The sequence below is a fragment of the Shewanella marisflavi genome (assembly GCF_023283925.1).
GTDB lineage: Bacteria > Pseudomonadota > Gammaproteobacteria > Enterobacterales > Shewanellaceae > Shewanella > Shewanella marisflavi.
The window spans coordinates 112,772-137,803 of record NZ_JAKIKX010000006.1; the positions used below are offsets into that span (position 1 = coordinate 112,772).

The 25,032-nt window shown below is 48.8% G+C and carries 20 protein-coding genes; 10 read left to right on the top strand and 10 right to left on the bottom strand.

The annotated features are described in order from the left end of the window. Positions 1–320 precede the first annotated feature (320 nt). On the top strand, positions 321–1,502 hold the full coding sequence (locus L2712_RS13310) for a patatin-like phospholipase family protein (RefSeq protein WP_248978053.1): 1,182 nt from the start codon (positions 321–323) through the stop codon (positions 1,500–1,502). Positions 1,503–1,574: 72 nt separating this feature from the next. Next, positions 1,575–2,018: a hypothetical protein gene (locus L2712_RS13315; protein WP_248978054.1), complete on the top strand. Its 444-nt coding sequence runs from the start codon at positions 1,575–1,577 to the stop codon at positions 2,016–2,018. A gap of 1,425 nt (positions 2,019–3,443) precedes the next feature. Here L2712_RS13315 and L2712_RS13320 read toward each other — a convergent pair. The 6 genes from L2712_RS13320 to L2712_RS13345 all read right to left on the bottom strand — a co-directional run bounded on the left by L2712_RS13320 (position 3,444) and on the right by L2712_RS13345 (position 12,055). Continuing rightward, positions 3,444–4,913: a phospholipase D-like domain-containing protein gene (locus L2712_RS13320; protein WP_248978055.1), complete on the bottom strand. Its 1,470-nt coding sequence runs from the start codon at positions 4,911–4,913 to the stop codon at positions 3,444–3,446. Positions 4,914–4,990: 77 nt separating this feature from the next. After that, positions 4,991–7,081 carry a carboxylesterase family protein gene (locus tag L2712_RS13325; protein WP_248978056.1) on the bottom strand — a complete coding sequence of 697 codons (2,091 nt, stop codon included), beginning with the start codon at positions 7,079–7,081 and terminating at the stop codon, positions 4,991–4,993. A gap of 294 nt (positions 7,082–7,375) precedes the next feature. Beyond that, entirely contained in the window at positions 7,376–9,064 is a 1,689-nt protein-coding gene (locus tag L2712_RS13330) for a porin family protein (RefSeq protein ID WP_248978057.1), read from the bottom strand. Between the two features lie 450 nt (positions 9,065–9,514). Continuing rightward, a complete protein-coding gene (locus L2712_RS13335) occupies positions 9,515–10,954 on the bottom strand; it encodes an FUSC family protein (protein ID WP_248978058.1) in 1,440 nt (479 codons plus the stop codon). 12 nt (positions 10,955–10,966) lie between these two features. Then, on the bottom strand, positions 10,967–11,830 hold the full coding sequence (locus tag L2712_RS13340; protein WP_088905630.1) for an HlyD family secretion protein: 864 nt from the start codon (positions 11,828–11,830) through the stop codon (positions 10,967–10,969). A 12-nt stretch (positions 11,831–11,842) separates the two neighbouring features. Further along, positions 11,843–12,055, bottom strand: coding sequence for a DUF1656 domain-containing protein (locus L2712_RS13345; protein WP_033539287.1), 213 nt, complete (start codon positions 12,053–12,055; stop codon positions 11,843–11,845). Between the two features lie 238 nt (positions 12,056–12,293). On the opposite strand from L2712_RS13345, the gene L2712_RS13350 reads away from it, so the two are divergent. The 3 genes from L2712_RS13350 (at position 12,294) to L2712_RS13360 (ending at position 16,450) form a co-directional block, all read left to right on the top strand. Then, a complete protein-coding gene (locus tag L2712_RS13350; protein WP_248978059.1) occupies positions 12,294–13,199 on the top strand; it encodes a LysR family transcriptional regulator in 906 nt (301 codons plus the stop codon). A 318-nt stretch (positions 13,200–13,517) separates the two neighbouring features. Further along, positions 13,518–15,206, top strand: a complete 1,689-nt coding sequence (locus L2712_RS13355) for an aspartate-alanine antiporter-like transporter (protein ID WP_248978060.1) — start codon at positions 13,518–13,520, stop codon at positions 15,204–15,206. Positions 15,207–15,280: 74 nt separating this feature from the next. Further along, complete coding sequence (locus L2712_RS13360; RefSeq protein WP_088905627.1) at positions 15,281–16,450, top strand: BamA/TamA family outer membrane protein; 1,170 nt, start codon at positions 15,281–15,283, stop codon at positions 16,448–16,450. Here the strand turns inward: L2712_RS13360 and L2712_RS13365 are convergent. Continuing rightward, positions 16,419–17,570 (bottom strand): MFS transporter, encoded by a 1,152-nt coding sequence (locus L2712_RS13365; protein WP_248978061.1) that lies wholly within the window; start codon positions 17,568–17,570, stop codon positions 16,419–16,421. The genes L2712_RS13360 and L2712_RS13365 overlap by 32 nt on opposite strands. Positions 17,571–17,669: 99 nt before the next feature. Between L2712_RS13365 and L2712_RS13370 the strand changes: the two genes are divergently transcribed. Continuing rightward, on the top strand, positions 17,670–18,446 hold the full coding sequence (locus L2712_RS13370; RefSeq protein WP_248978062.1) for an AraC family transcriptional regulator: 777 nt from the start codon (positions 17,670–17,672) through the stop codon (positions 18,444–18,446). A gap of 1,265 nt (positions 18,447–19,711) precedes the next feature. Here the strand turns inward: L2712_RS13370 and L2712_RS13375 are convergent. From L2712_RS13375 to L2712_RS13385, 3 genes are all read right to left on the bottom strand, one after another. Continuing rightward, the gene (locus L2712_RS13375; RefSeq protein WP_248978063.1) at positions 19,712–20,926 is read right to left on the bottom strand and encodes a 4Fe-4S binding protein; all 1,215 of its coding nucleotides are present in this window, start codon (positions 20,924–20,926) and stop codon (positions 19,712–19,714) included. 183 nt (positions 20,927–21,109) lie between these two features. Continuing rightward, on the bottom strand, positions 21,110–21,760 hold the full coding sequence (locus L2712_RS13380) for a DUF2959 domain-containing protein (protein ID WP_033539293.1): 651 nt from the start codon (positions 21,758–21,760) through the stop codon (positions 21,110–21,112). Between the two features lie 13 nt (positions 21,761–21,773). Next, positions 21,774–22,004 carry a hypothetical protein gene (locus tag L2712_RS13385; protein WP_088905623.1) on the bottom strand — a complete coding sequence of 77 codons (231 nt, stop codon included), beginning with the start codon at positions 22,002–22,004 and terminating at the stop codon, positions 21,774–21,776. A 155-nt stretch (positions 22,005–22,159) separates the two neighbouring features. On the opposite strand from L2712_RS13385, the gene L2712_RS13390 reads away from it, so the two are divergent. The 4 genes from L2712_RS13390 (at position 22,160) to dtd (ending at position 25,031) form a co-directional block, all read left to right on the top strand. Further along, a complete protein-coding gene (locus L2712_RS13390; RefSeq protein ID WP_052125620.1) occupies positions 22,160–23,014 on the top strand; it encodes a virulence factor BrkB family protein in 855 nt (284 codons plus the stop codon). Further along, entirely contained in the window at positions 23,011–23,961 is a 951-nt protein-coding gene (locus L2712_RS13395; RefSeq protein WP_033539295.1) for an alpha/beta fold hydrolase, read from the top strand. Before L2712_RS13390 ends, L2712_RS13395 begins: the two co-directional genes overlap by 4 nt. A 62-nt stretch (positions 23,962–24,023) precedes the next feature. Beyond that, on the top strand, positions 24,024–24,563 hold the full coding sequence (locus tag L2712_RS13400; RefSeq protein ID WP_248978065.1) for a type III secretion system chaperone family protein: 540 nt from the start codon (positions 24,024–24,026) through the stop codon (positions 24,561–24,563). A gap of 30 nt (positions 24,564–24,593) precedes the next feature. Further along, positions 24,594–25,031 (top strand): D-aminoacyl-tRNA deacylase, encoded by a 438-nt coding sequence (dtd, locus tag L2712_RS13405; RefSeq protein ID WP_033539297.1) that lies wholly within the window; start codon positions 24,594–24,596, stop codon positions 25,029–25,031. Position 25,032: the final 1 nt, after the last annotated feature.

Genomic DNA, 25,032 nt, shown 5'->3' on the forward strand with positions numbered 1-25,032 from the left:
ATTGACCTATAGGTTCAAACGTATCCGAATTGTCTAATGTAACCGACCAATTAACATCAACAATATCCGTTTTGCATGATTGGATCCATCAAATATTTTCCTCAATCCTTTTCGGGTCGCGTCTCTTTGATGTTTGTTTGTAGGGTCTGACCCTACAAATGCGATTAATTGTCTCTCTAGTAGTTGTTTAAAATACATCCATTCAAGAATTTTGCGGTGCTCAGTGAACGCTTTGGGCATTTGCTAACTTTAGCCGGGCCTTTGGCTCATCTGTTGTTTTAAATTCACTGCTACAGAGTGGTGAACCTAGTAAGGAGATAATGATGGTTAACACTAAGTCTCTGCCTATGGTGATGTTTTTAGGCCTGTTTCTCGCGGCGTGTAGTTCAACGCACACACTTGAGAATCGAGTGACTAAAGATAATTACCGCGCGGTAACTTTAGCGTCTAACGAAGTCGATGCGGCCTCTGAGCCTTATCGTGTCTGGTCTGATGATGCATCTGATTTTCTATTTAATGCCGAAGATGGTACCACCCCTCTAAAAGTGAGAGGTGAAAGGCTGAATATCCTCGCATTGTCTGGCGGCGGCGCTAAAGGAGCATTTGGTGCGGGCATTATTAATGGCTTGTATGAAAGTGAGCAGCTGGAAGATTACACCATTGTCACTGGGATCAGTGCTGGCTCGCTTATCGCACCCTTTGTGTTTGTGGGCGGCGAAGAGATCCCACGTCTAAAGCAGGTGATGCTTGGCCTCAACGATAAGATGATCTTAGGTAAGCGCAACTTTCTGAACACTCTGATTAAAGATGCCTTTACCAATGGCGAGCAGATGTTTGATTTTATCGAGCAGGTTTATCCCCCTGAGATGATCGAAAAGATTGCTGAGCAGCATAGAGCGGGTCGTCGTTTGTTTATCGGTACCACTCATTTTGATTCAGAAGAGCTGGTGGTGTGGAACATAGGACGAATTGCAGATAGTCATTTGCCTAACAAGGCGCGTCTGATCCACCAGATTCTAGCTGCAAGCTCATCAATTCCTGGGGTTTTCCCACCTCAGTTTATTGAAGTGGAGCATGATAATCAGCGTCTCGAAGAGTTACACGTCGATGGTGGCATGACGGTGCAGATGTTCTTTGAGGTAGTGAATGTTGACTATCAAAAGCTCAACAAGGCGCTCGGTTTAACCACTAAGCCACAGGTACATGTTATCCGTAATGGCCTGTTGAAAATGCCCTACGAGCCAGTTGAAGACAAGGGTGTTCAGTTGTTGACCAGAAGTCTTACTAGCATGACGATTCAACAGGCGAAAGGCGATCTATATCGCATGCTTTATTTCAGTGAAATGAGTGGTTTAGAGCTAACGTTTGCCTATGTTGACGATGAGTTCAATCCGCCAAAGGCCACGAAAGATATGTTCGACTTCGAGTACATGAAGTCCTTGTACCAATATGGGCATGACAAGGCTATCAACAATAAACTCTGGTCAACAGAAGTCCCCTAGGGATGAGTCCTGAGAATGCGTTTCTTAGGTATACAGCCCATAAATAATGAACTCCTTAAAGAAGGTATTAATATGAAAAAAGCACTCTTGTCACTGACTTTGGTCGCACTGAGTACCAGCGTTTTTGCTCAGGACGTCGATCGTCTGGAAACCAAACAGCTGGCCCATGATATGGAGCAGCTAGTGACTGTGACGGAAGAGGCCGAACTCTTTGTCACTATAGATGAAGAGGCTAGTTTTGAGTCTGTCAAATATCAGGGGTTCATCACTGAGAAATTCAGTGAAATCTATGTCACGAGGGAGCAGGCCAAAGCGCATAAACTAGAGAAAACTAGCAAGTTTTATGTGTATGGTAAGTATGCGTATGGCGAGAAGGATATCACTAACCTAGAACATAAGATCGTGCAGCGTATCGAGCAGGATAAGCCGCTATTTTTCTCAGTCGATCTTTATCGCGACTACCATGGTGATTCAGGCGAATTTAACTACGTCGCCCGTGTCATAGAATATAAGTAGTCACCATTGTTTTATAAAGCCCGCCTCAGTGCGGGCTTTTTTTTGGCCTAAGTTTGTGGGCATCAGCCTTATGGATTTAACATTATATCTCTGGCGTTATAGCCTTGGTGCGATTAGCGTGCGACCGATAGGCTTTCGCCAGTGAATGCTATTTTGTTGACCAAGTGCTTATATTGGGCACTTATGACACTGTGTTAACGAGTTTGCCCCTAGTTCAGCTATGCTCTTCACTCGTTGCCTTGCCTCATCAGCGCTAACCTTTAGTGCTAAATCGTCGCTGAGCGAGCACATCTTTATACTAATTGGTTTAACCCGTGAACTTGCTCTGTTCTCGCTTGCTCTGCTTGAGCAGTATCGTTTTTCATTTCTTCAGCCTTCCATCGTCTGGTCGCAGCGTGTTTCCATCGCTCAGCATGTCAGGCATTTAGCTCTTTAGACCGCTTCTCGATTAATCCATATCCCAATGGAAGACGCGCCTTATTTCCCCCAGCCTAAAAAACCGGATGTCTCTTTGCCGAGAGGTAATACTCGCGGCCATCAAAGGCCATAGGCACCACCAAAAGGCTATACGCACTGCCAACCAGGCTATGGCGCCTCGTGGACAAGGTGACCAGGCTTTGCCTGGGGTAATGACTAGCAGGTTACAGACCTAGCCTTTACCCGCTTTGCCGTGCTGGACGTTTCTTGGGAAGGGGGGTCTTTAATTAGCGGCATTACTCATTGGGCGCCTCACTTGGAGGTGGCAGGCCTTGATTGTCACCGACTTGCCTGTTGGCGATCCCGAGTGAGTTGTTTGGCGTTAGCTTACTAGAATTTGCTGTGGGGAATGAGTTAGTTGGCATTAGCTGTTTGAATTAGCCATATGGAGTGGGTGACTTAGCCCGTTAGAGCCGTTACTGGCGGTCATAGTTGCACTGCTGTGGTTAGCTTACTTCTCATCTTGGGTGATGCTGATGGTCATATGCCCAGGCTTATTGAGAGTCATCAAGATGATCATCAGTATAGCCATCAAGATGATCATCAACACAGCCATTAACATAGCCATCAACATAGTCGTGGCCAAGCCTGAATTTTAGGTTTCAACCTTGATATAGCATCACAGGAGTGAGGGCCAAAAGAGCGCGTTAGGTGAGGCATGACAGAGTCACCTGTTTTAGTACGGTGCTATGCATTTTTAGACAATAGTGTGCCAATGGTAGGAGAGGGAACCTGGCTCTCGAATCCCTTTTAGGGACCAGTGTAAGACGTTTGGAAATCAAGGGCATTCACAGCAGAGTGTGGACGACTAGCAGAAAAGCCAGATTATGGATAAGCGAGCGGTTTGAAGAGGCGAGCAGACGGTGTTTAAGGCGCTAAGGTTGGCATTTTCCGGGCAACGACCTGTATTCAGTCGTCACCCGGCACGGCGATTAATGATGAATAGGCTTATAGCTCGAATTCGGTATCGAGCAGCCTGATAAACCAATCAGGCAGCTTGTGCCAGTCACCATAGTTTGGTGAGGCATCGTGAACCTCTTCACCCGAATGCCAACGTATGGTGCCGTCTTCGGCTTGAGATACGTGCCAATAGAGCTGTTCCTTCTTGCCCAGCAGATAGTCTGTCAACTTGGCTGCAAAGGCTGGGCTATCGATCACCACGCCAAACTCAATATTAAGAAAGTCTGAGCGTGGGTCGAAATTTGACGAACCTATATAAGAGAGTTTGTCGTCAAATATAAATGTCTTATTGTGATAGTAGGTTGCACCATGATAGAGATGATCATCATTGATGGCGCTATCCTTAAATTCATACAGCTCTACCCCCATCTCCAATAATTGGGGACGATATTGCTCAAAGTAGGCAGGGACGAAAGCTGAGTCGTTCGATGCCGACGAGTTGGTGATGAGAGTCACCGCCGCGTTATGTTGAGTCAGACTCTCAATAATTTTGAACTTAGTTTGAGTCGGCAGCAAATAAGGTGTTGAGATAACGGCTTTATTTGCATTGTTTATAGGTTCTTCCATCAGGCGTTCAACCCGAGTTCTAAAATAAGGCTTATTGTCTTTTACTTTCTCTAGCGAGTCGAAGACAGGCGTGACCTTGGCATCAATAAAGCTCATGGCAGGTAGTGAGGTTAGCGAGCTAGCAATCGCCTCAACGACTTGAGTATCTTCTGCTTGAGCATGTTCCAATGCCTGATTAAATTGGTGGTAGCTGCCAGCTTCTTTGGTCTTAATCAGCATCGTAACAGGGGTCACAAGATCACTATTCCACAGTTGTTTGTAGTTAGCCATAAATGGCTGAATAATATCGCCTTTAAAGACTACATCTAAATCGAAAAAGTTAGCGTCCTGGCTGTAACCAAAATAGTCATCACCGATATTGCGCCCGCCCAAGATCATCAGCTGACCATCGACATTGAAATATTTTTCATGCAGTCGATTATCCAGCTGCCCCCTATGGCGTTGAAAGTCGATGCTACGACCTAACCAACCCGCCTTACGAGAATTGAAGTGGTTAAAGATGCGGATCTCCATCTGTTCATGATGGCCCAGCTCTGCCAACCAAGTTTCATTGAACACCAGTAGATCATCTAAGACGATGCGAACCTTTACTCCCCTATCAGCCGCCTGCTTCAACTCGCTGAGTAGCGACAGACCTGAGAGATCCTTGTTCCAGGAAAAATAGGTGATATCGATACTGTGCTGTGCATGGCGAATCGCCTCTATGCGTCGCGCAAGCGCTTCACTTGCCTTAGGGATCAGATACACCTGTGCCTGATGGGGCTGAGACTGCCAATCTGACTCGAATGTGGGCTCCACCTCTGGGAAGGAGCTGGCGCATCCCGTGAGTACCAGGGCGCATAATGACAGCAAAAGTGTGCTTGCTGTGCGGTATAAAGATTTGTTTATCATCGGCTTTCTAGTCCTAATTCGGCTTTTAAGGCTAACTGGCGATTTGCCAGTCAGCCTTAAGAAAGGGGAGTTAAGGCTTACTTGTCGAAATAGCTCATGATTAGACCGAGCTGCTCTAGACCGGTTAGGCGGCCTTTTCTAAGCTCTGGATCTACGCCAACATTTTGTTGGGCATCCCAGTCGGTGATCGTTGAGATCTCACCGTCCTTATTGATGCTGAGCACATTGTCAGTCGCAGTATCATATTGATAGTCGGCGAATAGCTCGTCACTAAACCAGATACGTGACATCTTGTTCATCAGTAGCGTGTCTTTAACACTTGGCTTCACCTGGCTACCGGCCAAGTTGTAAGGCTTATTAAAGGTGAACGGCAGCTCTGCACCCGTACATATTTTGCCTAAGCAGCTAGTTGATCTGAACATATCACCTGGGTGAATGGCTTCCCCTTCGTTATATACAGTCCAGCTATTGAAGCTTGGCTTATAGTCAAATTGATACAAGCTAGTGGCCACCTGTCCCTTGTCGCTGCTCTGCTTTGCCTTAATGCGAGCCGGGCCACTGAAGAGTAAGTCGTTAGTCAGTTGACCAAACTGTGCCATGTTTGCCACAGCGCCCGAGAGGTTACTCTCGTTGTTAGGGGCGTAATCGGTTAATGCAAACAACTGGTTAGCCAACTCACCATTGCCCAGGCCAAAGAAGAATTTCACTATGGCCTCGTAGGCGCTGCCTGGCAGGATATCGCCAAGCTCTACCTGCGTGGCAACCTGCTCTGGTGTTAGCTGCATCAAGCGCTGCTCCAGTTGGTCAAGGTTGTCTTGAGAAGCAAGCCAGGTTTGAATGGCCTGCGCCGATGGCTCTGTGCCCTCAGGGGCATTATTCATCTCTTTGATCAACTCAATGAGCGTTGGGATCAACGAGGTTAGGCTTGGCAAAAAGCTGGTTGTTGCGCCATCGTTACTGTTAAAACCAACCACAGTAGGTACTGTATATTCGGTTTGTGCCGGCTGAGTGGTGAGGTGGTGGCCGCTGATTTCAGGCTTCAAGAACCCCTTAGCACGATACTCTACGTAGGGCGCAAATGGCTTCAAATGATGCTGAGGTGTCATTTCGCTGTCTAGCTTACCGGCGAAACATAGGCCGCTGCCAACCAGATCGTCAGTATCAATACAGTCGATGCCAGACCAGGCGCCAACTGTGTGTAACAGTCCAGTGGCTTTGGTTTGAACCTGCATCAGCTGCTCCAGAGTCAGCTCTGCCAACTCGGTATCATTTTGATGCAGCGCTTCGCTATATTGTGCTAGCTTCTGGCTAAATGTTTGTGCCTGACCATAGGATTTGTAATCAAATCCATAGGCGTTACTTTGCATAATGGCGCGTTGAAAGTAGGTGCCTGCAATGTTTTCTTGGGTCTGGCTTTGCTGCAAAATGCCCACAGACATAGCGCCCGCTTCCTGACCGATAAGTGTGACGTTATCAGGATCGCCGCCAAATAGGTCGATGTTTTCGTTCACCCACTGCAGTGCTCGCTTCTGATCGCCTAAGCCAAAGTTTCCGCCTTCTGGCATTTTGGTACCATCAAGCCAGTAGCTACCTAGAATACCGAGACGATAGTTGATGGTCACAGCAATAAAAGGTTTGCCATCGAGTGCGCCTTGGGCAACGACATTGTCAGCCTGAACCAGAGGATCGGCACCTGAGCCGACTTCAAAATCACCGCCGTGAATGAAGACATAGACAGGTAGAGCAGCAGATGCATCGGTATCTTCAGGACGCCAGATGTTGAGGTTTAAGCAATCCTCTGACTGAGCCTGGATGGTGTCGCGGTTTTGCGGGCAGGCGTTGCCGAACTCAGTGGCATCCGTCACTGTGTCTAGGGCATTGAGCTGACTGTGTTCAAATCGAGCAGCATTGGCATAAGGGATGCCTTTAAAGGCTTCAAGCTCGACCCGTGCAGCTTCGCCTTCGATATCGTCGACGACAACAGATTCTTTCATGGCAGTAAGGCTGTGATCGCCAATCTGTACAGTGATCTGCTGAGGTGGCAGCGGCTCGACAGCTGGCACTTCAGGAACTGGCTGGTTGCCACCTGATTTATCATCATCGCCACCACAAGCGGCTAACGATAGCGAAATAAGTACGGCTAAGGCTGAGCGTGAAAACATTGTCATTTTTGACTCCAAATATCTGCATAGGATGAGCAGTGGCTCATTTGATGGGGCTATAGTAGTACGCTTTATGACCAGGCAATAATCGTGTATGAAGGATTGAACCCTCTCTAAATTGATTGTGATAAGTACTAGCAGGTGAGAGGTTTACGCGACCTTGTCACTTAGCAAATCGCTGGTTCTTGTGGATCACGAGCGAAGTAGAGGGTTAGCTTCGCGAGAGTTGCAAAGTGTGGACAACAAATAAAAAAAACGACTCAACCGGATAGATTGAGTCGTTGATAGTTTGTTGACTGTTTAGAAGCGGTAGCCCAGGTTTAGGGTGAAGGCGCTTCTGGTTTCACCTTTGTTGTATAGGGCGGTAAAATTTAAGTTTTTACCAATCTGCTTGTTAAAACCGATTAAGTAGGCCCACTTATCTATCTCAACACCTACGTTGTAGTTAAACTCCTGGCCGCCAATATCGATGCCTAAAGTGCCTTCCATGTTAGGCTTGAGACCTTGATATTCGGCGCCGACGAAGACCTGCGCGCGGTAGTCAAGGAACTGATAACCCAGCATAGGTTGAACGGTTAAGATGCCATCGCCCCATTTGCCTGTACCTTGCATACGCGTCTTACTATAGCTCGCGGTGACCGAGGCAAAGAACTCTTTGTAACCTACCGACAAGGTAGTACCCACGCCGACCAAGTCATATTCAAGATGCAGCGGGACGTTCAACTCACCAGGTGAGCAGATATCTACCCCTTGACTCTCGACAGCGGCACAAGCCAGCTTGCCACCGACGACGCCCAGTTTGTCTTCGAACACATCCTTCATCTTGCCTGTATAGTGGGCATCCACCACGGCATCAACATTCACCTTGCCGATATAGCCGAACACGTTCCAGAAGGGCAGAATGTTGATGTCAGCTCGTAATGAGTAGCTTTCAGCATTTACTGTACCGATTGAGCTTTCTGGGTCGAAGAACTCATCTAGGTTAACGCCCATGATGTCAAAACTGTTGAAGCCGACATCCATATCCTGGTTGCGGTAGGCTACCGAGACACCGAATGGCAGCGGTACATCTATGCCGCGTTGACGTACGAAGTCACCCAAGATTGGGAAGAGTCTGTCCAGATCTACCTTCTCTTCGCGGATGCGGGGATCCGAGACGATTGACAGGAGATCCTGGTCCATGACCATTACACCCAGCACATCATCATAAAAGGCGACAGGCTCGAGTTTTGCCTCGTAGTTAACTGGCTTCTTACCTTTTTGCCCCTTGGCCTTAATGTTTTTCTCCTTCACGATGATCTTGCCATTAGGCAGAGTATCGAAGGCAATTTCCTGTGCATACTCGGTCACACGATAGTCGTCATACTCGAAAGACCTACCGTTGTTAGTGATCTCCATAGTGCTAGCCTTGCCGTCGAGCACAGTCAGTTTGACCTGCATAAAACGGAAGTAGGCAATATCTTGCGGCAAACCATACTTAGAGTAGTTGAAGTGAATTTCAACATGGTCTGGGCCGATCTCATTGACGACTAATGAAGACTTGTCATAGCTCTCCATGTAATCTTTTAAGCGGTATTCCAGTTTAGTGATCTCTTCAATTTTAGTGATCACATCTTCATCGGCATCGAGCTTGCTTTGGTCATACTTGATGCGCAGATCTATGTTGCCGCGGTTGTCTGTGCTTTGTACTAAAAACACATCTGACTCATGCTTCTCGCCAGCAATTTCAATTGTGCGTTTAACGTGCTCAACTTGCTGGTCGCCATAGCTCAGTGAGCTTAGGCCCAGTTTCAGTAGCTCATCGGTAATGCCGTAACGCTCTAGCACAGATTCTTCTGCACTTTTTACTGCAGCAGGTGCCCCTTGCAGTGCATCGTCACCTGCATAGGCTAAGTTGCCAAAAGATAAGGCTAGCGCCAAAGGAATCGCTTTAAGCATGGCTACTTTACCCGAAGTCATTTTGATAGTGCGAAATTGAAGCTTTTGCATGTAGGTTACCCTTTCCGTTTGCCTAGTCTTTTACTGGCCGAACCCAGAATCTGGATTCACTGTTTATTGTTGAAGCGTTGCGAAACTGCCTGACACCTGATTTGAAGTAGTCACTCGGTTTCGATTTCTTCATTCGATGAGGGTATTTTATGAGCAGGTGTGACAATTAAGTAATCGCCTATGAAGGATGAAACCCTTCAATTGCAGTAGGATGGTAAAATCGGTTATTCTCTATCTAGTTTGTTGTTTTTAAATGGCTTTTATGTGTGATGGGGTTCGTTGAGTGTTAACGGGGAGCGATGTTTTACTCTGTGTAGGGCTTTAAACAGACCCATTGGGAGTTATTTTTTTTGTTAAAAGTGAAAAAATATTTTGGGTTGTCGCCCGAATAAGGCTGCAACCCAAAATAGTAAATATATCCACAATGATCTAAGCCGAGTTGGCGGCGTTCTACAATGGCTCGGCCTTAAATAAGCGAATGTAAAATCGCGCCACAGTTAAAGAAAGCAACATTATGATCAGCATTAGCAGTGGTGTGATGATCTCGTATTTTGGCGTGCCATGTAGCGCATTCATGGTCATGATCAGTAGCATGTTACCGCCCAGGATTCGAATGACAACATGGGATGGCTTATTGAAAACAGTGAAAATCAATAGCGTGTTCAAGCTATAGAAGGCCACAAGCTGCCACAATTCAGTGATGTTAGTTAACACCAGGCAATACTCAACCAGAAACAGTGCGCCCCAGGCGAGACATGCCAATTTGGCTTGTCTTATCAGGCTCACAGGCATATGCACACTGGCGTTAGCCAAGGCCGCGCCCAGAAGCGGAAAAATGGGACCACCCGGTATGGCAAAGTAGATCCATAGGGCGAAGCAGGTTAACGAGCTGGCGACCGCAGTGATGGCGTTGGTTAAACGCTGTCGCTGCAACCTACGCTTTGCTCCTACTCCTGCAACAGCTCTTGCTTCTGCGGCATCAATCTTGGCATCGACTTTAGCATCAAGCTTGCTATCGCGCTTCGTCCAGTGCTGAATCAACTCGGCGTCTTTGGATTGTTCATTGGTGATGGTTGCATTAAGTAGCCTGAGCTCATGACCAAGTTGGGTGAGGCCATTGTCGAGATCGTTAGGATCCATCTCATGCTGTATCCCTTTAGCGAGCTTCAGTAGGTGCGCCTGTATGCCATCGCAAGCCAGGGCAACGCTCTGCCACTTGGCTTTTTCATAGCGCAATCGGTAGGTGCTGGCCAAAGGAAGTGCCAACAGTTCCATGAGCTTATCGATATGTTGCTGATTGGCAAAGAGATCAGATTTAGCATCTAGTATGTGCTTATCCGTCTTGGCTTCAACCAGAGCTTTTCTGGCTAAGGTAAACTGTTTAGTCACTGTCTTAAGGGTATCGAAAAACAGTGACTCTGTTGTGACAGGCCATATAAAGCGATAGACAGCAGAGTACACCACCACACCTAGCATGGTTTCTTGAATTCTTAAGATCGCGATATCAAATGAGGCGGTACCATTGGTGCCGCCAAGCATGGCGATAATAGCAAAGGCAGTAAATGCCATGGTGAAGGCATAACCGTTGCGCTTATGGCTGCTAAAGAAGACACACACACCTAAAAATAGGTGGAAACATGCGATGAACATCATGCGGTCCTGGCTAAACAGGCTGATCAGCACTAGCGCAAAGAAAATACCTGTGAGGGTACCCACGATGCGCAGCTTGCCCTGCAATATGCCGTGACCGAAGGATTCATTAGCTGAAATCGCAATCACTGTGATGGCGGCCCAATAGGGTTTGTCCCATTGAAAAAATAGCGCCAATGCTATGGTGAGCCCGACAGCGAGTGAGATCTTAATCGCTTCTTTTAATGATGAACTGAGCATGTGAGTCTCACTTTAGTGCTTCAGAATTTTAACCGATGCCGTCATGCCTATTCTTAGTTGCATATCTTCAGGCAGATGATCGAGCTTAATTTTTACTGGAATACGCTGAGCCAGACGTATCCATTGAAAGCTAGGGTTAACATTGGGGAGCAGGGCATTGCCTGTACTGCCGTCAGATTTGGCAATACCATAGCCAATACTCTGAACCTGACCCTTAAGCATTGCATGGTCGCGCATCATCAGGGTGACCTGTGCTTTATCCTGGACATCGACATCCATAAGATCAGTCTCTTTGAAGAAGCCTTCAATCCAAAAACTTGAGGCGTCGATCAAGGCAACCACAGGGTTGTTGGCAATCACTTGAGAGCCGACTCGGTAGTTGAGGTTGGTGATATAACCGTCCGTAGGGGCCGTTACCTTGGTGTACTGCAGGTTTAATCTGGCTTCCTCGACCTGTGCTTTGGCCATCAATAGGTTGGCCTCTGCCGTATCAATGGCATTTTGCAGGTTATTAAGGGTTAATTCTGATTGTGCACCTGGTGTCAGTTTTTCAAGGTTCACCGCGCGATGGGCCTCGTTTTTTGCCTTATCCACTAGTGTGGCCGCCTGTTTCTCATTGGCGATCGCCTTATTCAGGCTGGCCTGGTAAATACTTGGATCGATTTCAAACAAGAGATCACCGCGTTTAACTTGTGAGTTGTCTTCGATCTGCATATTGATGATCTGGCCAGTGACTCTTGGCGTGATTTGAATAATATGGGCACGCACCTGGCCATCTCTGGTCCAAGGGTTTTCAAGGTAAGTCTGATACTGGCTGTATAGGGTCGCAATGGCCGCTATAGCGATTATCGCCGTGATAAAATATTTTCTTAACATCTTGTTACCTAATTAGAAAATTGAAATAAACTGACTAATCACACCAACGAAGATGATGGTGATTGAGAGCTCTGCTATAGCTGGTACTGCAATATACCTGTGCCAGCCAAGTCGGGTTCCGATAGCGGTAACCATGGCCGCGAGAAGGTAAGCCAGTATTCCAACAAGCAATAAGGGGGGGAAATAGACATCACCTAATGCTATTTCATGGGGCATGATGTTCATCTGTATTTAACCTTATGTATGTGAAAATGGCGCATCTCGAGGTTTGATGGCACCGTATTTTTGATAGGGTAGCGATGTTAGTGGCTTGGCAAATAAAGTCACAATCACATATGACGGATCAAACCCATCAAAACAGATAAACAAACACTTACGAATATGCTAGTTTAGGGCTTCAACATATCCTTTCGAATGGCTGGCGAATTAGTGCGGCATGTAAGATTTTTCAGGGAGTGGAATAATGAACTTTAGCTTAGAACAACTGCTTGCTTTTGTTACTGTTTATGATCTTAAGTCTTTCAGTAAGGCAGCCGTCAAGCTAGATAAGCATCGCACGACGATTGGCCAGGTGATCACTAACTTAGAAGATCAGTTGGCTATCACCTTGTTTGAGCGTATTGGCCGCTCTGTTGAGCCTACTCAAGATGCCGATTTACTCTATCACTACGCTAAGCAAGCCATAGAACAAACCCGTACCTTCGATCGCGTCGCGTTAAGTCTGTCTTATGGCACGTTAGAGTCGGTGACGATTGCCTATCCGAGTTTTATTCCCCAGCATGTGCTCACTGTGATACGTCATGCACTCATAGAAGAATTTCCCTATATGAGGGTTAATCTATTGGTGCGTTCGAAAGCCGAAATTAAGAAGGGGATTCAAGACGGGTCTATTCATTTTGGCCTGGTCAACGTGTTCGAAAGTAAGGTGATAAGTAGTATCGATGCGGTGTTGATGCGTAGCATCGCCTTTGTACCTTTTACCAGCGAAAATAGTGAGCTGGCGCGAATGCCGTCGAATGAAACTTACACCGCAATGAAATCGACCCGCCAATTTGTACTCAAATCTATGCTTGACGATGATATGGAAAGTCGGGTGATCCTCTCCTCTCAGTATGAAGTGGTGGACCAGCAGACACTTATTATCAGAATGGTACAAGAGGGATTGGGCTGGGCATTGCTGCCACGAACCATAGTCCAATCTGAATATTATTCAGACGATATTGTTGAGATTGAGCTCGATCAGCTTAAAGAAGCCGTCCATGTCCCCGTGTCACTCTGGTGTCAGCATTCAAAGCAGGTGATGATTGTTAAGAAAGTCATTTACAAGAGTATTATGGATTACCTTAAGGTGCTCGATTCACCAAGTTAACAATACATTGGTTGGCCTCTGCAACGTCAGAGGCCTATCCTCATACCTTACTTTTTCTAAAGTAATTCAAATTCTTACCTATTCTTCTAGCATGACTTAAGTCATGTGTCGGCTTTTATGAAGGGTTTCATCCTTCATAGACGATTATCTAAGTTTCATTGTCGCGCATAAAATTCATCTGAAATCGAGGTCTATACGCTTAGCTTTTGCACTACTTGAGTGGTTCGCAAAAGGGGATTGCGATGGCCACGATAAATAGAATTTAACTAGACATGACTGAACACCAAGGCATGTCTATAACATTCAAGTGGTCAGGCGATGGAAACACTACAAAATATTTTCAATTTTTCTCCTTACTTCCCCATTTTGATCACTTTGGTCTTGGGGTTCTTGGTCGGAAAGATCTCGGTAGGGCGTTTTAGCTTAGGCAGCATAGTGGGCACCTTATTGGTGGGCATGCTGGTTGGTTTAAATGGTGTCGAAATCACGCCAAGCGTTAGGTGGGTATTCTTTGGCTTTTTCATGTATGTGGTGGGCTACCAAGGGGGCTATCACCTTATTAGCACACTGAAATTGCGCAAGAAGTCTATACTTCTAGCGAGTGTATTGATGAGTCTCGTTGCCGTGTCGACCCTTGCTATTGCTAGCTGGCTATTCGAGCTGGATCTCTATATGGCAATTGGCATGACGGCTGGCAGCTTTGTTCATCCTGAAATCATTAGTGCCGCCATTGACGCTATTGGTGATTTTTCTGGTGTGAGTGAAGCCGCTAAAAATCTGGCCCAAAGTGAAATTATCTTAGGCTATATGCTCACGGTTATTTTTGGTGTGCTAGGCCCGGTGATCATGATGTCTTGGTTTTTCCCCAAGGTTATGCCAAAGGTGATGGGGTTTCAGACGGAGAGCAGCGATCTGCTCGATGCCACACCATCGGCCATGCGTAAGCCTATCAACAGCGCGCATAGCATAGTCAGGCGTGTTTTTGAGGTGAACCAGGAGAGCACTGTGGTGGGTAAGACCCTGCAGCAGCTGACGGCACCATCTATCGATATTATTTTTGAGTTATCACGTGCCAGTAATAGTGACCAGGGGCTTAAGGATGGGGATCCAATCGCGATAGGCGATATCATCACCATTACAGGTCGCCACAATGCCTTGTTTTACTTCGACGATAATTTGTTAGGAACAGAGCTTCCCTGTGATAGCCAGACCAATGTTAGCGAAGAGAGCTATCTGATGCAGGTCAACACGCCTGAACTCGTGGGTCAGTCATTGCAGCAGGTAAAAACCGCTTTAAATCAGAGTACACACAGAGGTGTTTGTATCACCGAGTTACTTCGAGATGAGCAGGCACTGGAGATCACTCCCGATTTGGTGGTGAAACGCCATGACATATTGCAGATCACCGGCAGTTCTTGCGATGTGCAGCTGGTTAAAAATGACTTTAGTCAGCGCTCGCCAAACAGCGGTGTGAATCAGGCCTTATTTGGCGCTGGTTTGGTACTGGCTTATATGATCAGCATGTGGCATCTCAATATAGGCGGTATTTACCTCTATTTCAGTATGGGTCTGAGCAGCTTGGTTTCGGGCATTGCAGTGGGCTGGGCATGTCACAAGATCAACCCGCTAGATATGCTGCCTGTAGATACCAGTAATGCTGTACGCAACGTGTCACTGCTGGTGTTTACCGCGATCACGGGGTTGTATTTTGGCCCTAAGATGTTTTATGCCATGAATGCCAGTGGAATTAAGGTCGCCTTAGTTGGTAGTGCTGTGGTGCTGATATCACAGCTGCTTTCATTTGCTATCGCTTATCGGATTTTCAAGATTAAGAGTCCGAGCGACTTAATCGGCTGCGTCAGTGGTAGTCAGCATTCAGGTCTCGGCATGCCTGCCATTTATAAGCAGGATGGATTTAAAAGCACCATTCATGCCTTGGCGGTTTCATATATTACATCAAGCTTCTTGATGTTGATTGTCGTCTCAATTGTTTTAAATTTGATGTGACCTGAGTGTCACATCAAATAGTTAGACTCATTAGCTAATTTTATTTTTAAAACAGATTTACAGGTGATTAAGCAATGATTAAAAAAACTCTCTTGTGCGCCTTGCTCATGGCTTCATCACAGGCCCTCGCAGATGCATCTGATTTTTTCGATGAGCAAGATGGCCAGTTAGATCTGGGTCATTATTTAGCTGAAAACGCCTACGGTTTTCTGCCGATCCCCATGTTAATCACCGAACCCGCTGTCGGCGTAGGTGGGGGCTTGGTGGGCCTGTTTCTGCATGAAACCGAAGAGGAAAAAGTTCGTCGTATGCAAAAGGCCCGTGAATCTATCGACGGTGGTGCCCAGCTTATGCCTGCGGCCATGACCTTAGTGGGTGCGGCGGGTACCGAAAATGGTACCTGGCTTGCGTTTGCTGGTCATCGTCATTCCTGGCTGCAAGATACTATTCGGTATACGGGCATTGCCGGTGTCGCCAATGCGAACCTGGATATCTACTCTCGCCTGGGTGGCCTGTTGCCCCCCGAGCATGCGATTCAATTTGATACTGAGACCCAAGCCGTGTTTGCCTTGCAAAAGGCGCAGTTTAGGGTAGCCAAAACACCCTTGATGTTAGGGGTTAAACAGATCTGGAGCCAGTCGAGCGTTTCCTCTTCTGATGCCTTAGTGGATTGGATTCTAAAAAATCGCTTAGGTGATAGCAGTACAACTTCGGGTCTGGGACTTGTCGCCGAGTATGATACTCGCGACAACATGTTCTTCCCCAAGAAGGGTTTCACCGTATCGAGTGAATATATGGTGTTCGATGAGGCTATCGGCTCTGACATTAATTACCAAACCTTGAATGTCAGTGGTGAGGTTTACGTGCCGATCACTGAGCATTGGACCTTCGCCGCCGCGGCCAGCTATGACGCCATCTACGGTGATGACAATGAGCTGACACCAACGGCGAAACCCTTTGTGAACCTACGTGGTGTGTCGGCGTTTCGTTACCAAGGCGATCAGGTCGCCACTGTGCAGTCTCAGTTGATGTATCACTTTGACCACAGATGGACGGTCTCTGGCTTCTACGGTTATGGCCAAACGGCTAATGACAGCAATTATGAAAACCAAGACTCGGTAAATGCCTATGGCGTGGGTTTCCGTTATCAGATTGCCCGTCGTTATGGTATCCACATGGGTGTCGATTTGGCGAGAAGCGGCGACGACAACGCTATCTACTTCCAAGTGGGATCAGGCTTCTAAGCTTTCCCAACAAAGTGGCCAGGGTAAGCAGCGGGGCGGTGATCACTAACGAGCCGCCCAATTGCCCAGTTAGGCTCACTAACGCGAGTCCCAAGGCGATTAGCAGATAGTAGAGCAGACCAAACAGGGCTCCTGCGGTGCCAGCCTGGTCGCGATAGTCGACTAAGGCTTGGCTAAGCAGGTTAGGAATTGCGATGCCAAAGGCGGCCACTATGATGGCCATGGGCAACAAAAAGCCCAGGTGCGTCTCGGTGAAATACACCCCAATGGCACCCATAAGGGCCAGCAGGCAAGCCAGTTGCAGCAAGCGCTGTGACATCATGCCTCGCTGTAATAGGCCTTTGTTGACGGCACTGCCAATCAGCGTACCTAGCGCCAACACCACGCCGCTATAACCAAATGCCTGCATACTCAGCCCTAGGCGCTCAAACAGGAAGGGCCCCTGCAGGTAGTAGCTAAACAGCAATACATTAAAACCCGCCACCAATGTCGCATAGTGCCAAATATGGCCATCTTTAGCCATACGCTTGCTCAGTGACCAGATTGACCCGGGCAGCTGCCCAGCCGGGCGTGTCTCAGGCAGGCGTTGCAGGCAGATACCAAAAAGCAGCACGGCCAAGAGGCACAGGGTGAGAAATATCGCCCGGTATCCGCCCAAGTCAGCCAGCAAGCCACCAACGGACATGCCGATGACCGGACCAATGGCAATCCCTATCCCCATGTAAGCGAACACCTTAGCCAGGGCGATGCCGTCGAAACTGTCTCTGAGCATGGTCTGAGTGACCACAGAACCCACGGCCGCGCCGAAGGCGCTGAGGGCTCGCATTGTCAGTAGCCAGTCAAAGCTGGGCACCCAAAGGGCGGCAAACGCCGCGATACCATAGAGCAACAGACCGAGTAACAGAGTGGTACGCCTGCCCAGATGGTCACACAATATGCCCCAACACACTACGCCTAGGGCGAAGGCCAGGAAATAGATAGACAGGGTCTGGCCCGCCATGGCCTGTGGCACCTCAAAACCTGCGGCAATGTGAGGCAGCGCCGGGCTGTAGAGGGTTTCCACTATCTGGGGAAACATCATCAGGATCACCATCAAGGGGATCGAAGGAGTCGCTTTCATGGTTAATGATTCGCCGTTGTCAAAAGAGTGTGCAGTCTAACGGCCTTTGCTATAGTCCAAATAATATGATTGAGACAAAAAATATCGAAATAAGGACTTATGGCATTTATCGATGAGTCGAGCCTAATAAACCTTGAAGCGCTGGAAGCCGAGGTGGTGGGTATCGCCGCCCGTCTCGGTCAGCACGATTCAGGTATGCATAGCCACACCAAGGCGCAGCTGCTCTATGCTCCTCAGGGGTGTATGACCATCACGCTGGAGGGCCTTCATTGTGTATTGCCGCCCACCCGTGCCGCCTGGATCCCGCCTGAGTGCCGCCACAGTGTGGTGATGGAACGGGTGGTCGATTACCGCTCTGTCTACTTTGCCCCGCATCTGACCCAGACTATTGCTAATCGTATTCAAATTCTTGAGGTGACCCCCTTGTTAAAGGCGCTGGTGGAGCGCATGGCCTTTTGGCCCTGGGACAAACCGGCGGCAGCTATGGTGAACACCTATCAGCTATTCTTTGAGGAGTTGGCACAGGCCAAGGAGAGTTACCAGGCGTTACCTTTGCCAAGCGACAGACGCCTGCAAGCCTGGCTGGAAGATTTGCAGCGTGCCCCTTGTGATGTGCCGACCCTTAAGGATCTGGGGCAGCAGTTAGGCGCCAGTAGCAAGACCATAAGTCGCATTTTTACCCGGCAGACGGGCATGGCGTATCAGAGCTGGCGCCAGCAGTGGCGGCTACAACAGGCGATCGCCTTGCTGGCCACCGACCATCAGGTCAATGATGTCGCCTATCGTCTGGGCTTCTCCAGTGACAGCGCCTTTATCGCCTTCTTTAAGCAGCATACCGGGACCACGCCGCTGCAGTATTTGCAGCCAAAATACTGAGGGGTTGGCCACTAGAAATGACAATATTTCAATATCTTATATTTTAGTTTCTGGTTGAGACGGTTATCTAGCGGAACGATTTAACACCATGGCCGCATGGTTAACCTATCGCCTGCCCGGCGAGGGATGTGCAAGCACTCTTTTGGCCCGCCACAAGCACATCCATGTGGGCTTCACGGCGGCGTCCATGCCGCCGAGAGCCAAAAGCGTGCTTACACCCCTATCTAAACATCTCTTCGATTAAACGTTACCTGTTGCCGTTCAAGGTGGTGGCTTCTTTCGCTTTGGAGAATGCGAGGAAGTCTTAGCCCTCTTATGAAATAAGCAAAATTTCGCTGTATCTTGGCGGAGGTTACTTTTGTATTGAAAAGAACTGCATGCATTGATATAAAATTCAAGGCGTTACATTTAGTATAGCGGAATGCATTAGGTACTATCGATTCGCCTATTCGGCAATCTCGCTAACATGTATCATAAAACAAGGAAGTATCTTAAATGCAGGAAGGCCATTCAGTATATTTAAACTTTTTTATTAGTTGGTTTCCTATTCTATTAGTATTAATAGTTTGGCTAATCCCTTTGATTGTTATTGGAAAATCAAAAAGAGTAGGAAGGAAAGAAAAAGCCATTTGGTTATTTGCCACATTTTTTGTTAGTTGGGTCAGCTTTATGCTCTATTTAATTATTGCCCCAGTAATGCAAAACGACGACTGACATGCCTGATAACAAACTGATGAAGTCATGTGCCATGCACTTTTTCTAAGAGAAGTTTGCACATGGGCACATTGCAGGTGTGAGGTTACAGCGAAGGTAAGGTCTTCAAACATATATCATAAATTCAAAATGATCCAAAAAGTTAAGCCTCTCAGCCTTATAAACAAAGCTAAATCGAAGAAACGTTAGATACTGGTGTAAACACGGCTGCGACCTTCGCCAGTATGGATGCTGGCGTAGAGCCCACAGGGAGGTGCTCAAACAACATCCCTGTTTAACAGCCAGCTCGGCATCCATGCCTCTCGTTCGTGAGCTAGAAGCTGGGCTTCACTCACCGTGTCGCAGAAGTGTTTGCACATAAAGCCTGCGGCAGGCAATGGGTAGCGATGAAGGTGCGAGCTTCAACCTGACTCAATAAATGTCGAATACGTTCCGCTTACCCACATCACAAGTGATAGATGGCAATGAAGGTACGACCTTCAATTTCTGCTCAGATAACCATTCCCTTATGGGGCATCCCAACCAAAAAGGTACCCCTTACCCAAAGGGCATTAATGCCCAATTGCCCCCAAATGTTGTATCAAATAGATCCTCATCTCGGTTGGCGTCTGGCTGACCCAGAACCCTCCAACAAAGGCGATAAGCGGGATCATAAACAGCAGCAGTAACAGCATGATGGTCAGGCCGCGGCCCGACAGCGTAACGCCATTGCGGCTGCTTAGCTGCAATGCCTGTTTCTTGGGACAGGCGGAGACGCAGCGCATACAGGCCTGGCATTCGTCCGAGCGCACCGTATGTATCTCATGCACCTTGATGTTGGCCGGGCAGGCGCGGGTGCACTTGTCGCAGTTCATCCCCTTGGTCTCGATAAGGCAGTGTTGGGTGCTGCGGCGGATCTTAAAGGGGCTTAAGAAGCTGGTTAGGCCGAGCAGGGCGCCATAGGGACAGATATAACGGCAAAAGCCCTGACGACGCCAGGCTGCCAGCAGTAAAATCACACCGAAACAGGCCAGAGTGATAAGGCCTGGGGTGATAAAGAAGAGTGCCATCTTAAGATCGGCAATCTTGTGATAATTCCCCTCCAGGTAGTGGGGAATACTCTGTGTCGGCATGCCGAGCACGATATAGAGCAGGCCGCCAAGCAGCAGATATTTGAGCATGCGCAGCGGCCAGTCGAGCCAGGCGGGCGGCAATAGTTCACGCTTGATGAAACGTTTTCTTAGTTTATAAAGGTACTCTCCGGCGAGTCCTAACGGGCAGGCCCAGCCGCAAAAAGCGCGTTTACATAGCACACCTGTGAGTATCACCACTGTCAGCATCACGGCTGCGGCTGGGTGGTTTTGATCCCATATGCCAAGGCTGATGATCGCCTTGAGTTCAATCGCGCCTGCTATGGGCAGAAAGGCGTCGCCCACGTCGGGTCGCATCAGGTAGGGAGTGACGCCAAGCTTTAGCATCACGGCGTTGGCGGTAAATTGAATGCCAACCAACAGCATGGAAAGCGCCAACAGGTGCTGCACCATCTGGCGAGTCTCATTGACCCGGGTCTCGCCTTTGGTCAGTGCAGGCCGAAACCGATAGGCAAGGGCTAACAGGCCGGCAGCGATTGCCAAGGCGATAAACAGCGGCCAATAGAGGGTTGATAGCCCGGCGCCCAGTAAGGCTGCACCGCTGATGACAGCGCCCCAGCGTTTGCCGCTCCAGTAGAGCAGACTGCAGGTATAGAGAAGGGCCAAGGTTAACGTCAGAGATTCAATAAAGCTCATAGCCAAAAGCCAGTAAAAGTTGCGATAACCATGAGAGTCTGGGTCGGGCTAAAGAGTTCTGACAAGCTGTCACATGTGTGCGCTGCTTCGCTAAAAAACGTTAATTTTGTTGAATTTAGGTGATCTTTGTCGCGACGGGACGAGGATAGTAAAAGCCCTAATCAAGGTTAGGGCTATCAATGATTACTGGTTGCCTTCCATCGATTGGATAAAGCGGTTGGACTCGGCAATCGATTTGTTCATCTCTTTGATCAGGCTTGAGATATCAGTTTGCAGGCTGGCAAACTCGCCCTTGATGGCGCCTATGGCCTGGGCGTTGAGGTTATGCTTGAGATAGAGCATGTTGTCTTTCATAGCCGTCAGGATAGGTGGCATCTTGCTTTCGGCGCGGCGCATGGTGCGGATCAATTGCTCGTAAGAGCGGCGGGTGTCACGCAGCTTGGTTTCGCTGTTGCGGCGCAGACTGGCCTTGCTGATCTCACCGATTTCTGCCTGCCATTCGTCAAACAATGCCTCGGCAACATCTTCGACCTTGTCGATACGGCTGCTGACTTCGTCGGCGGCTTCCTGGGAAGACTCATACTCGTCTCTGGCCTTCTCGTAGGCGCTCTGTAGATCGCCACCATCGTGGTTCAGCAGTGCCTGCATCTCTTCCAGCGCCGAGCTAAATTGCTGCTGAGCCTCTTCCTGGGATTCTTTGGCATCATTTACGCGATCCACCATGATGTCGCGCTTATGGTAGCCCACCTTTTCCATGGCGCCATAGTAGGCGCTCTGGCAACCGCTAAGCATGATGATGGCGCCGAGGGCCGTTGCTGATAGTAGATTTCTCATCCTGACATTTCCTTTAATAGGGTTGATCGGCCTTAAATTTCGCGGCGTCTATAATGCTCCACAGGTGAGCAATACCGCCTATGATGGCCGGGACGATCAACCACCACAGGGCATAGCCCACTATGGTCACGACACAAAACAGGAGTGCCGCCAGGATGCGTCCTTGTACTAATTGGCCCAGGCCAGGGAAAAAGAAACTTGCGATGGCGGCAATCACATTGCCTGCCGAACCTTGTTGGGACATCTATTTCTTCCTTACACTTGTATCTAGTGTCTTTAAACTTGTAATCTTATTGTACCAAGATACGCAGTTAACCCTACTTGAATCAAGAGAATAACGTGATAAATAGAATAGATGTGAGCTTGCTTCGTTCGATTGTGCTGGGTATCTGGCAATTCATGATACATCTAAAACAGCGTGTCGCGGAAGATCAGATAAATATGCGGGCGGGCCACCTGGCCTATGTCACGCTGTTGTCTCTGGTGCCCATGGTGGCGGTGACCATGTCTATGTTGTCGGCGTTTCCTGTCTTCAAAGGAATTCGGGTCCATATCGAGACCTTTATCTACGAAAATTTTATCCCCTCTGCCGGCGACAGCGTGCAGATGTATATCAATGAGTTTGTCGCTAACGCCTCTAAGGGCACGGCCGTGGGTATCGGTGCTCTGGTGGTGGTGGCGATTCTGTTGATCTCCAATATCGACAAGTCCCTCAATGGCATCTGGCGCACCACAGAGCAGCGCTCTTTTGTGGTCTCCTTCTCTATGTATTGGATGGTGTTGACCTTGGGGCCTGTGTTGATGGGGGCCAGCCTGGTGGCCACCTCCTATGTGGTCTCACTTAAGGTGTTTAATGGCACAGATCTCAGCGGTGTGGTGCCTATCTTGGTGGAGCGCCTGCCCATGTTCTTCTCGGTCGCCACCTTCCTATTGATCTACATGGTGGTACCCAATACCAAGGTGAAGTTCTTCCATGCACTGCTGGGTGCCATAGTGGCGGCCTTGTTATTTGAACTCGGCAAGAAGGGCTTCGCTCTGTATCTCACCGAGTTTCCAGCCTATGAGGCTATCTACGGCGCCCTGGCGACCATTCCTATCTTATTTGTCTGGGTTTATCTCTCCTGGCTCATCGTTTTGATCGGCGCCGAGATCACTGCCGCCATGCCAGAGTATCTGGATAAGCGCCTGATGGATTTGGTGAACAAGGAGCTGACAGATGAGTCTGACGATCACTTCGACGAGCAGAAAAGGTGAGTCCGGCGAAGTCACATCCGCTGATCCGTCAGGATTGGCTCGATGTTGGCGAGGGGCACCAGCTGTTTCTGGCGCAATATGGTGATCCTCAGGGGATCCCTGTGCTCTATCTTCACGGTGGTCCGGGGGCGGGCTGCAATCCTCAAGAGCTTAAGCTGTTTATCGACCGGGGCTTTCATATCTATCTGCTGGATCAGCGTGCGGCGGGGCGCTCTAAGCCCTGCGGCGAAGTGGCCAATAATGATTTTCCCAGCCTGGTCAAAGATATCGAGCGTGTGCGTCACTGGGCCGGCGTCGAAGCCTGGTGTCTGCTCGGTGGTTCCTTTGGTGCGACCCTAGGCTACCTCTATAGCTGTGTCTATCCCCACCGGGTGCTGTCGCAGATCTATTGGGGCATGTTTATTCCCTCTGCCGAGGGGATGGAGTGGCTCTACGGACGGGGGGGCGCGGCGCAGATCTTCTCGACTCAATATCAGCAGTTTTCGGCTGGACAGGGGGAGTCTCTCCAGCAGCTATTTAACCATTTTGAGGAGGGCCTGAATCAGGTCGATGCCGAAGTTCGCCGCGCCTTTGTGCGCCGTTGGTTGAGCTGGGAACTGTCGCTGGCGATACCTGGCTTAGAGTTGAGTGAGGCCTTGGTGGAGCAGGGCAGTGTGCTGGCCCGCCTGGAGCTACATTTTGCCCGCCACGACTATTTTGGCGGGTATCAGTTGATGAAACGGGTCGGCGCCGACCTGATCTGTCCGACCATCATTTTGCAGGGGGAACTTGACTGGGTTTGCCCTCAGCGTCTGGTGGATGAATATTTACAGGCCTATGGCCCTAAATTATTAAGGTCTCGCCTGGTGAAAGGGGGTTATCATACTCTGGCCGACACGCGCATGTGCCAGGCGGTTGCCGAGGCGGTGACACAGATGGGGCGTTATCTGGCGAGCGGCCGTTCGTAAGGGAAGTATGTCGATACAGCTAGCTAATCACAATAATATTAAGAGTCTAAGGAAGTAGAATAATGAAAAAAACCGTAGTCGCCATCATGGCGCTTTTGATGTGTGGCACTGGATTGGCAAATGAACGCACGCCACAACCCGTGCCAGAGCGCGTCTATTTTAGTGGCATGAGCAATGATCTGGCGGCCGACGCTTTGTTGGTATCACTGATCAATAAGAACTATCTGGCGAAAAAGGTTGGCCCTAACCGCATTGGGGTGCAGTTGGGGGAGCATCAGTTTGTATTGCAGCCTAGTTTAAATCCTGAGGGAATAGACCGTATTCTTGCTAGTCGCTTCTATGCGGTTAGTCCTAAGTTAATCGGCACCAAAGAGTTGATGCTGCTCATTGGCACCTTGAACGATAAGCTCAATTTCGCCAAGTTCACCCTGAGGGAAGAGGGCAAGGTGATTCAGGTGCAGGGCGCGGCGACCTTTGTCGATACCCTAGAGCTGGAAGAGCTGCGTCGTTTTCTGATCTGGATTGACGATGCCTTGGTGCGCGTGGGTGAGGCGCTGCCCAATACCACGGAACATATGATTAAACCTATCCCAGTGATGTAACCAGAATAAGTAACAGGAGTCGGTAAGGGAGTGATAGCGTTAATTCAACGGGTCAAGCAGGCCAGTGTCGATGTGGATGGCCATACCATAGGCGCCATAGACAAGGGCCTATTGGTATTGCTGGGCGTCGAGCGGGAAGACGATCTGGTGAAGATGGAAAAATTAGCCAACAAGGTAATGAGCTACCGCGTGTTTAGCGATGAAGCTGGCAAGATGAATCTTAACCTTAAGCAGGTACAGGGCAGTTTGTTAGTGGTGTCTCAGTTTACTTTGGCAGCCGATACCGGCCGAGGTCTTCGTCCCAGCTTTTCGGGGGCCGGAACGCCTGAGCAGGCGAGGCAGCTTTATCAGGCCTTCGTCGATTACTGCGCCGCCCAAGGCGTGCCTGTGCAAACCGGGGAATTTGCCGCCGACATGCAGGTTAGCCTGGTCAATGATGGCCCGGTCACCTTTAATCTGCAGGTATGAG

Coding starts and splice junctions, on each gene's coding strand:
- L2712_RS13325 (WP_248978056.1), bottom strand. CDS start 7,081: ATGACAATGTTTTCACGCTCAGCCTTAGCCGTACTTATTTCGCTATCG.
- L2712_RS13365 (WP_248978061.1), bottom strand. CDS start 17,570: ATGAAAGCGACTCCTTCGATCCCCTTGATGGTGATCCTGATGATGTTT.
- L2712_RS13345 (WP_033539287.1), bottom strand. CDS start 12,055: ATGAACATCATGCCCCATGAAATAGCATTAGGTGATGTCTATTTCCCC.
- L2712_RS13355 (WP_248978060.1), top strand. CDS start 13,518: ATGGAAACACTACAAAATATTTTCAATTTTTCTCCTTACTTCCCCATT.
- L2712_RS13360 (WP_088905627.1), top strand. CDS start 15,281: ATGATTAAAAAAACTCTCTTGTGCGCCTTGCTCATGGCTTCATCACAG.
- L2712_RS13310 (WP_248978053.1), top strand. CDS start 321: ATGATGGTTAACACTAAGTCTCTGCCTATGGTGATGTTTTTAGGCCTG.
- L2712_RS13370 (WP_248978062.1), top strand. CDS start 17,670: ATGGCATTTATCGATGAGTCGAGCCTAATAAACCTTGAAGCGCTGGAA.
- L2712_RS13390 (WP_052125620.1), top strand. CDS start 22,160: ATGATACATCTAAAACAGCGTGTCGCGGAAGATCAGATAAATATGCGG.
- L2712_RS13320 (WP_248978055.1), bottom strand. CDS start 4,913: ATGATAAACAAATCTTTATACCGCACAGCAAGCACACTTTTGCTGTCA.
- L2712_RS13375 (WP_248978063.1), bottom strand. CDS start 20,926: ATGAGCTTTATTGAATCTCTGACGTTAACCTTGGCCCTTCTCTATACC.
- L2712_RS13335 (WP_248978058.1), bottom strand. CDS start 10,954: ATGCTCAGTTCATCATTAAAAGAAGCGATTAAGATCTCACTCGCTGTC.
- L2712_RS13380 (WP_033539293.1), bottom strand. CDS start 21,760: ATGAGAAATCTACTATCAGCAACGGCCCTCGGCGCCATCATCATGCTT.
- L2712_RS13330 (WP_248978057.1), bottom strand. CDS start 9,064: ATGCAAAAGCTTCAATTTCGCACTATCAAAATGACTTCGGGTAAAGTA.
- L2712_RS13400 (WP_248978065.1), top strand. CDS start 24,024: ATGAAAAAAACCGTAGTCGCCATCATGGCGCTTTTGATGTGTGGCACT.
- L2712_RS13315 (WP_248978054.1), top strand. CDS start 1,575: ATGAAAAAAGCACTCTTGTCACTGACTTTGGTCGCACTGAGTACCAGC.
- L2712_RS13350 (WP_248978059.1), top strand. CDS start 12,294: ATGAACTTTAGCTTAGAACAACTGCTTGCTTTTGTTACTGTTTATGAT.
- L2712_RS13385 (WP_088905623.1), bottom strand. CDS start 22,004: ATGTCCCAACAAGGTTCGGCAGGCAATGTGATTGCCGCCATCGCAAGT.
- L2712_RS13340 (WP_088905630.1), bottom strand. CDS start 11,830: ATGTTAAGAAAATATTTTATCACGGCGATAATCGCTATAGCGGCCATT.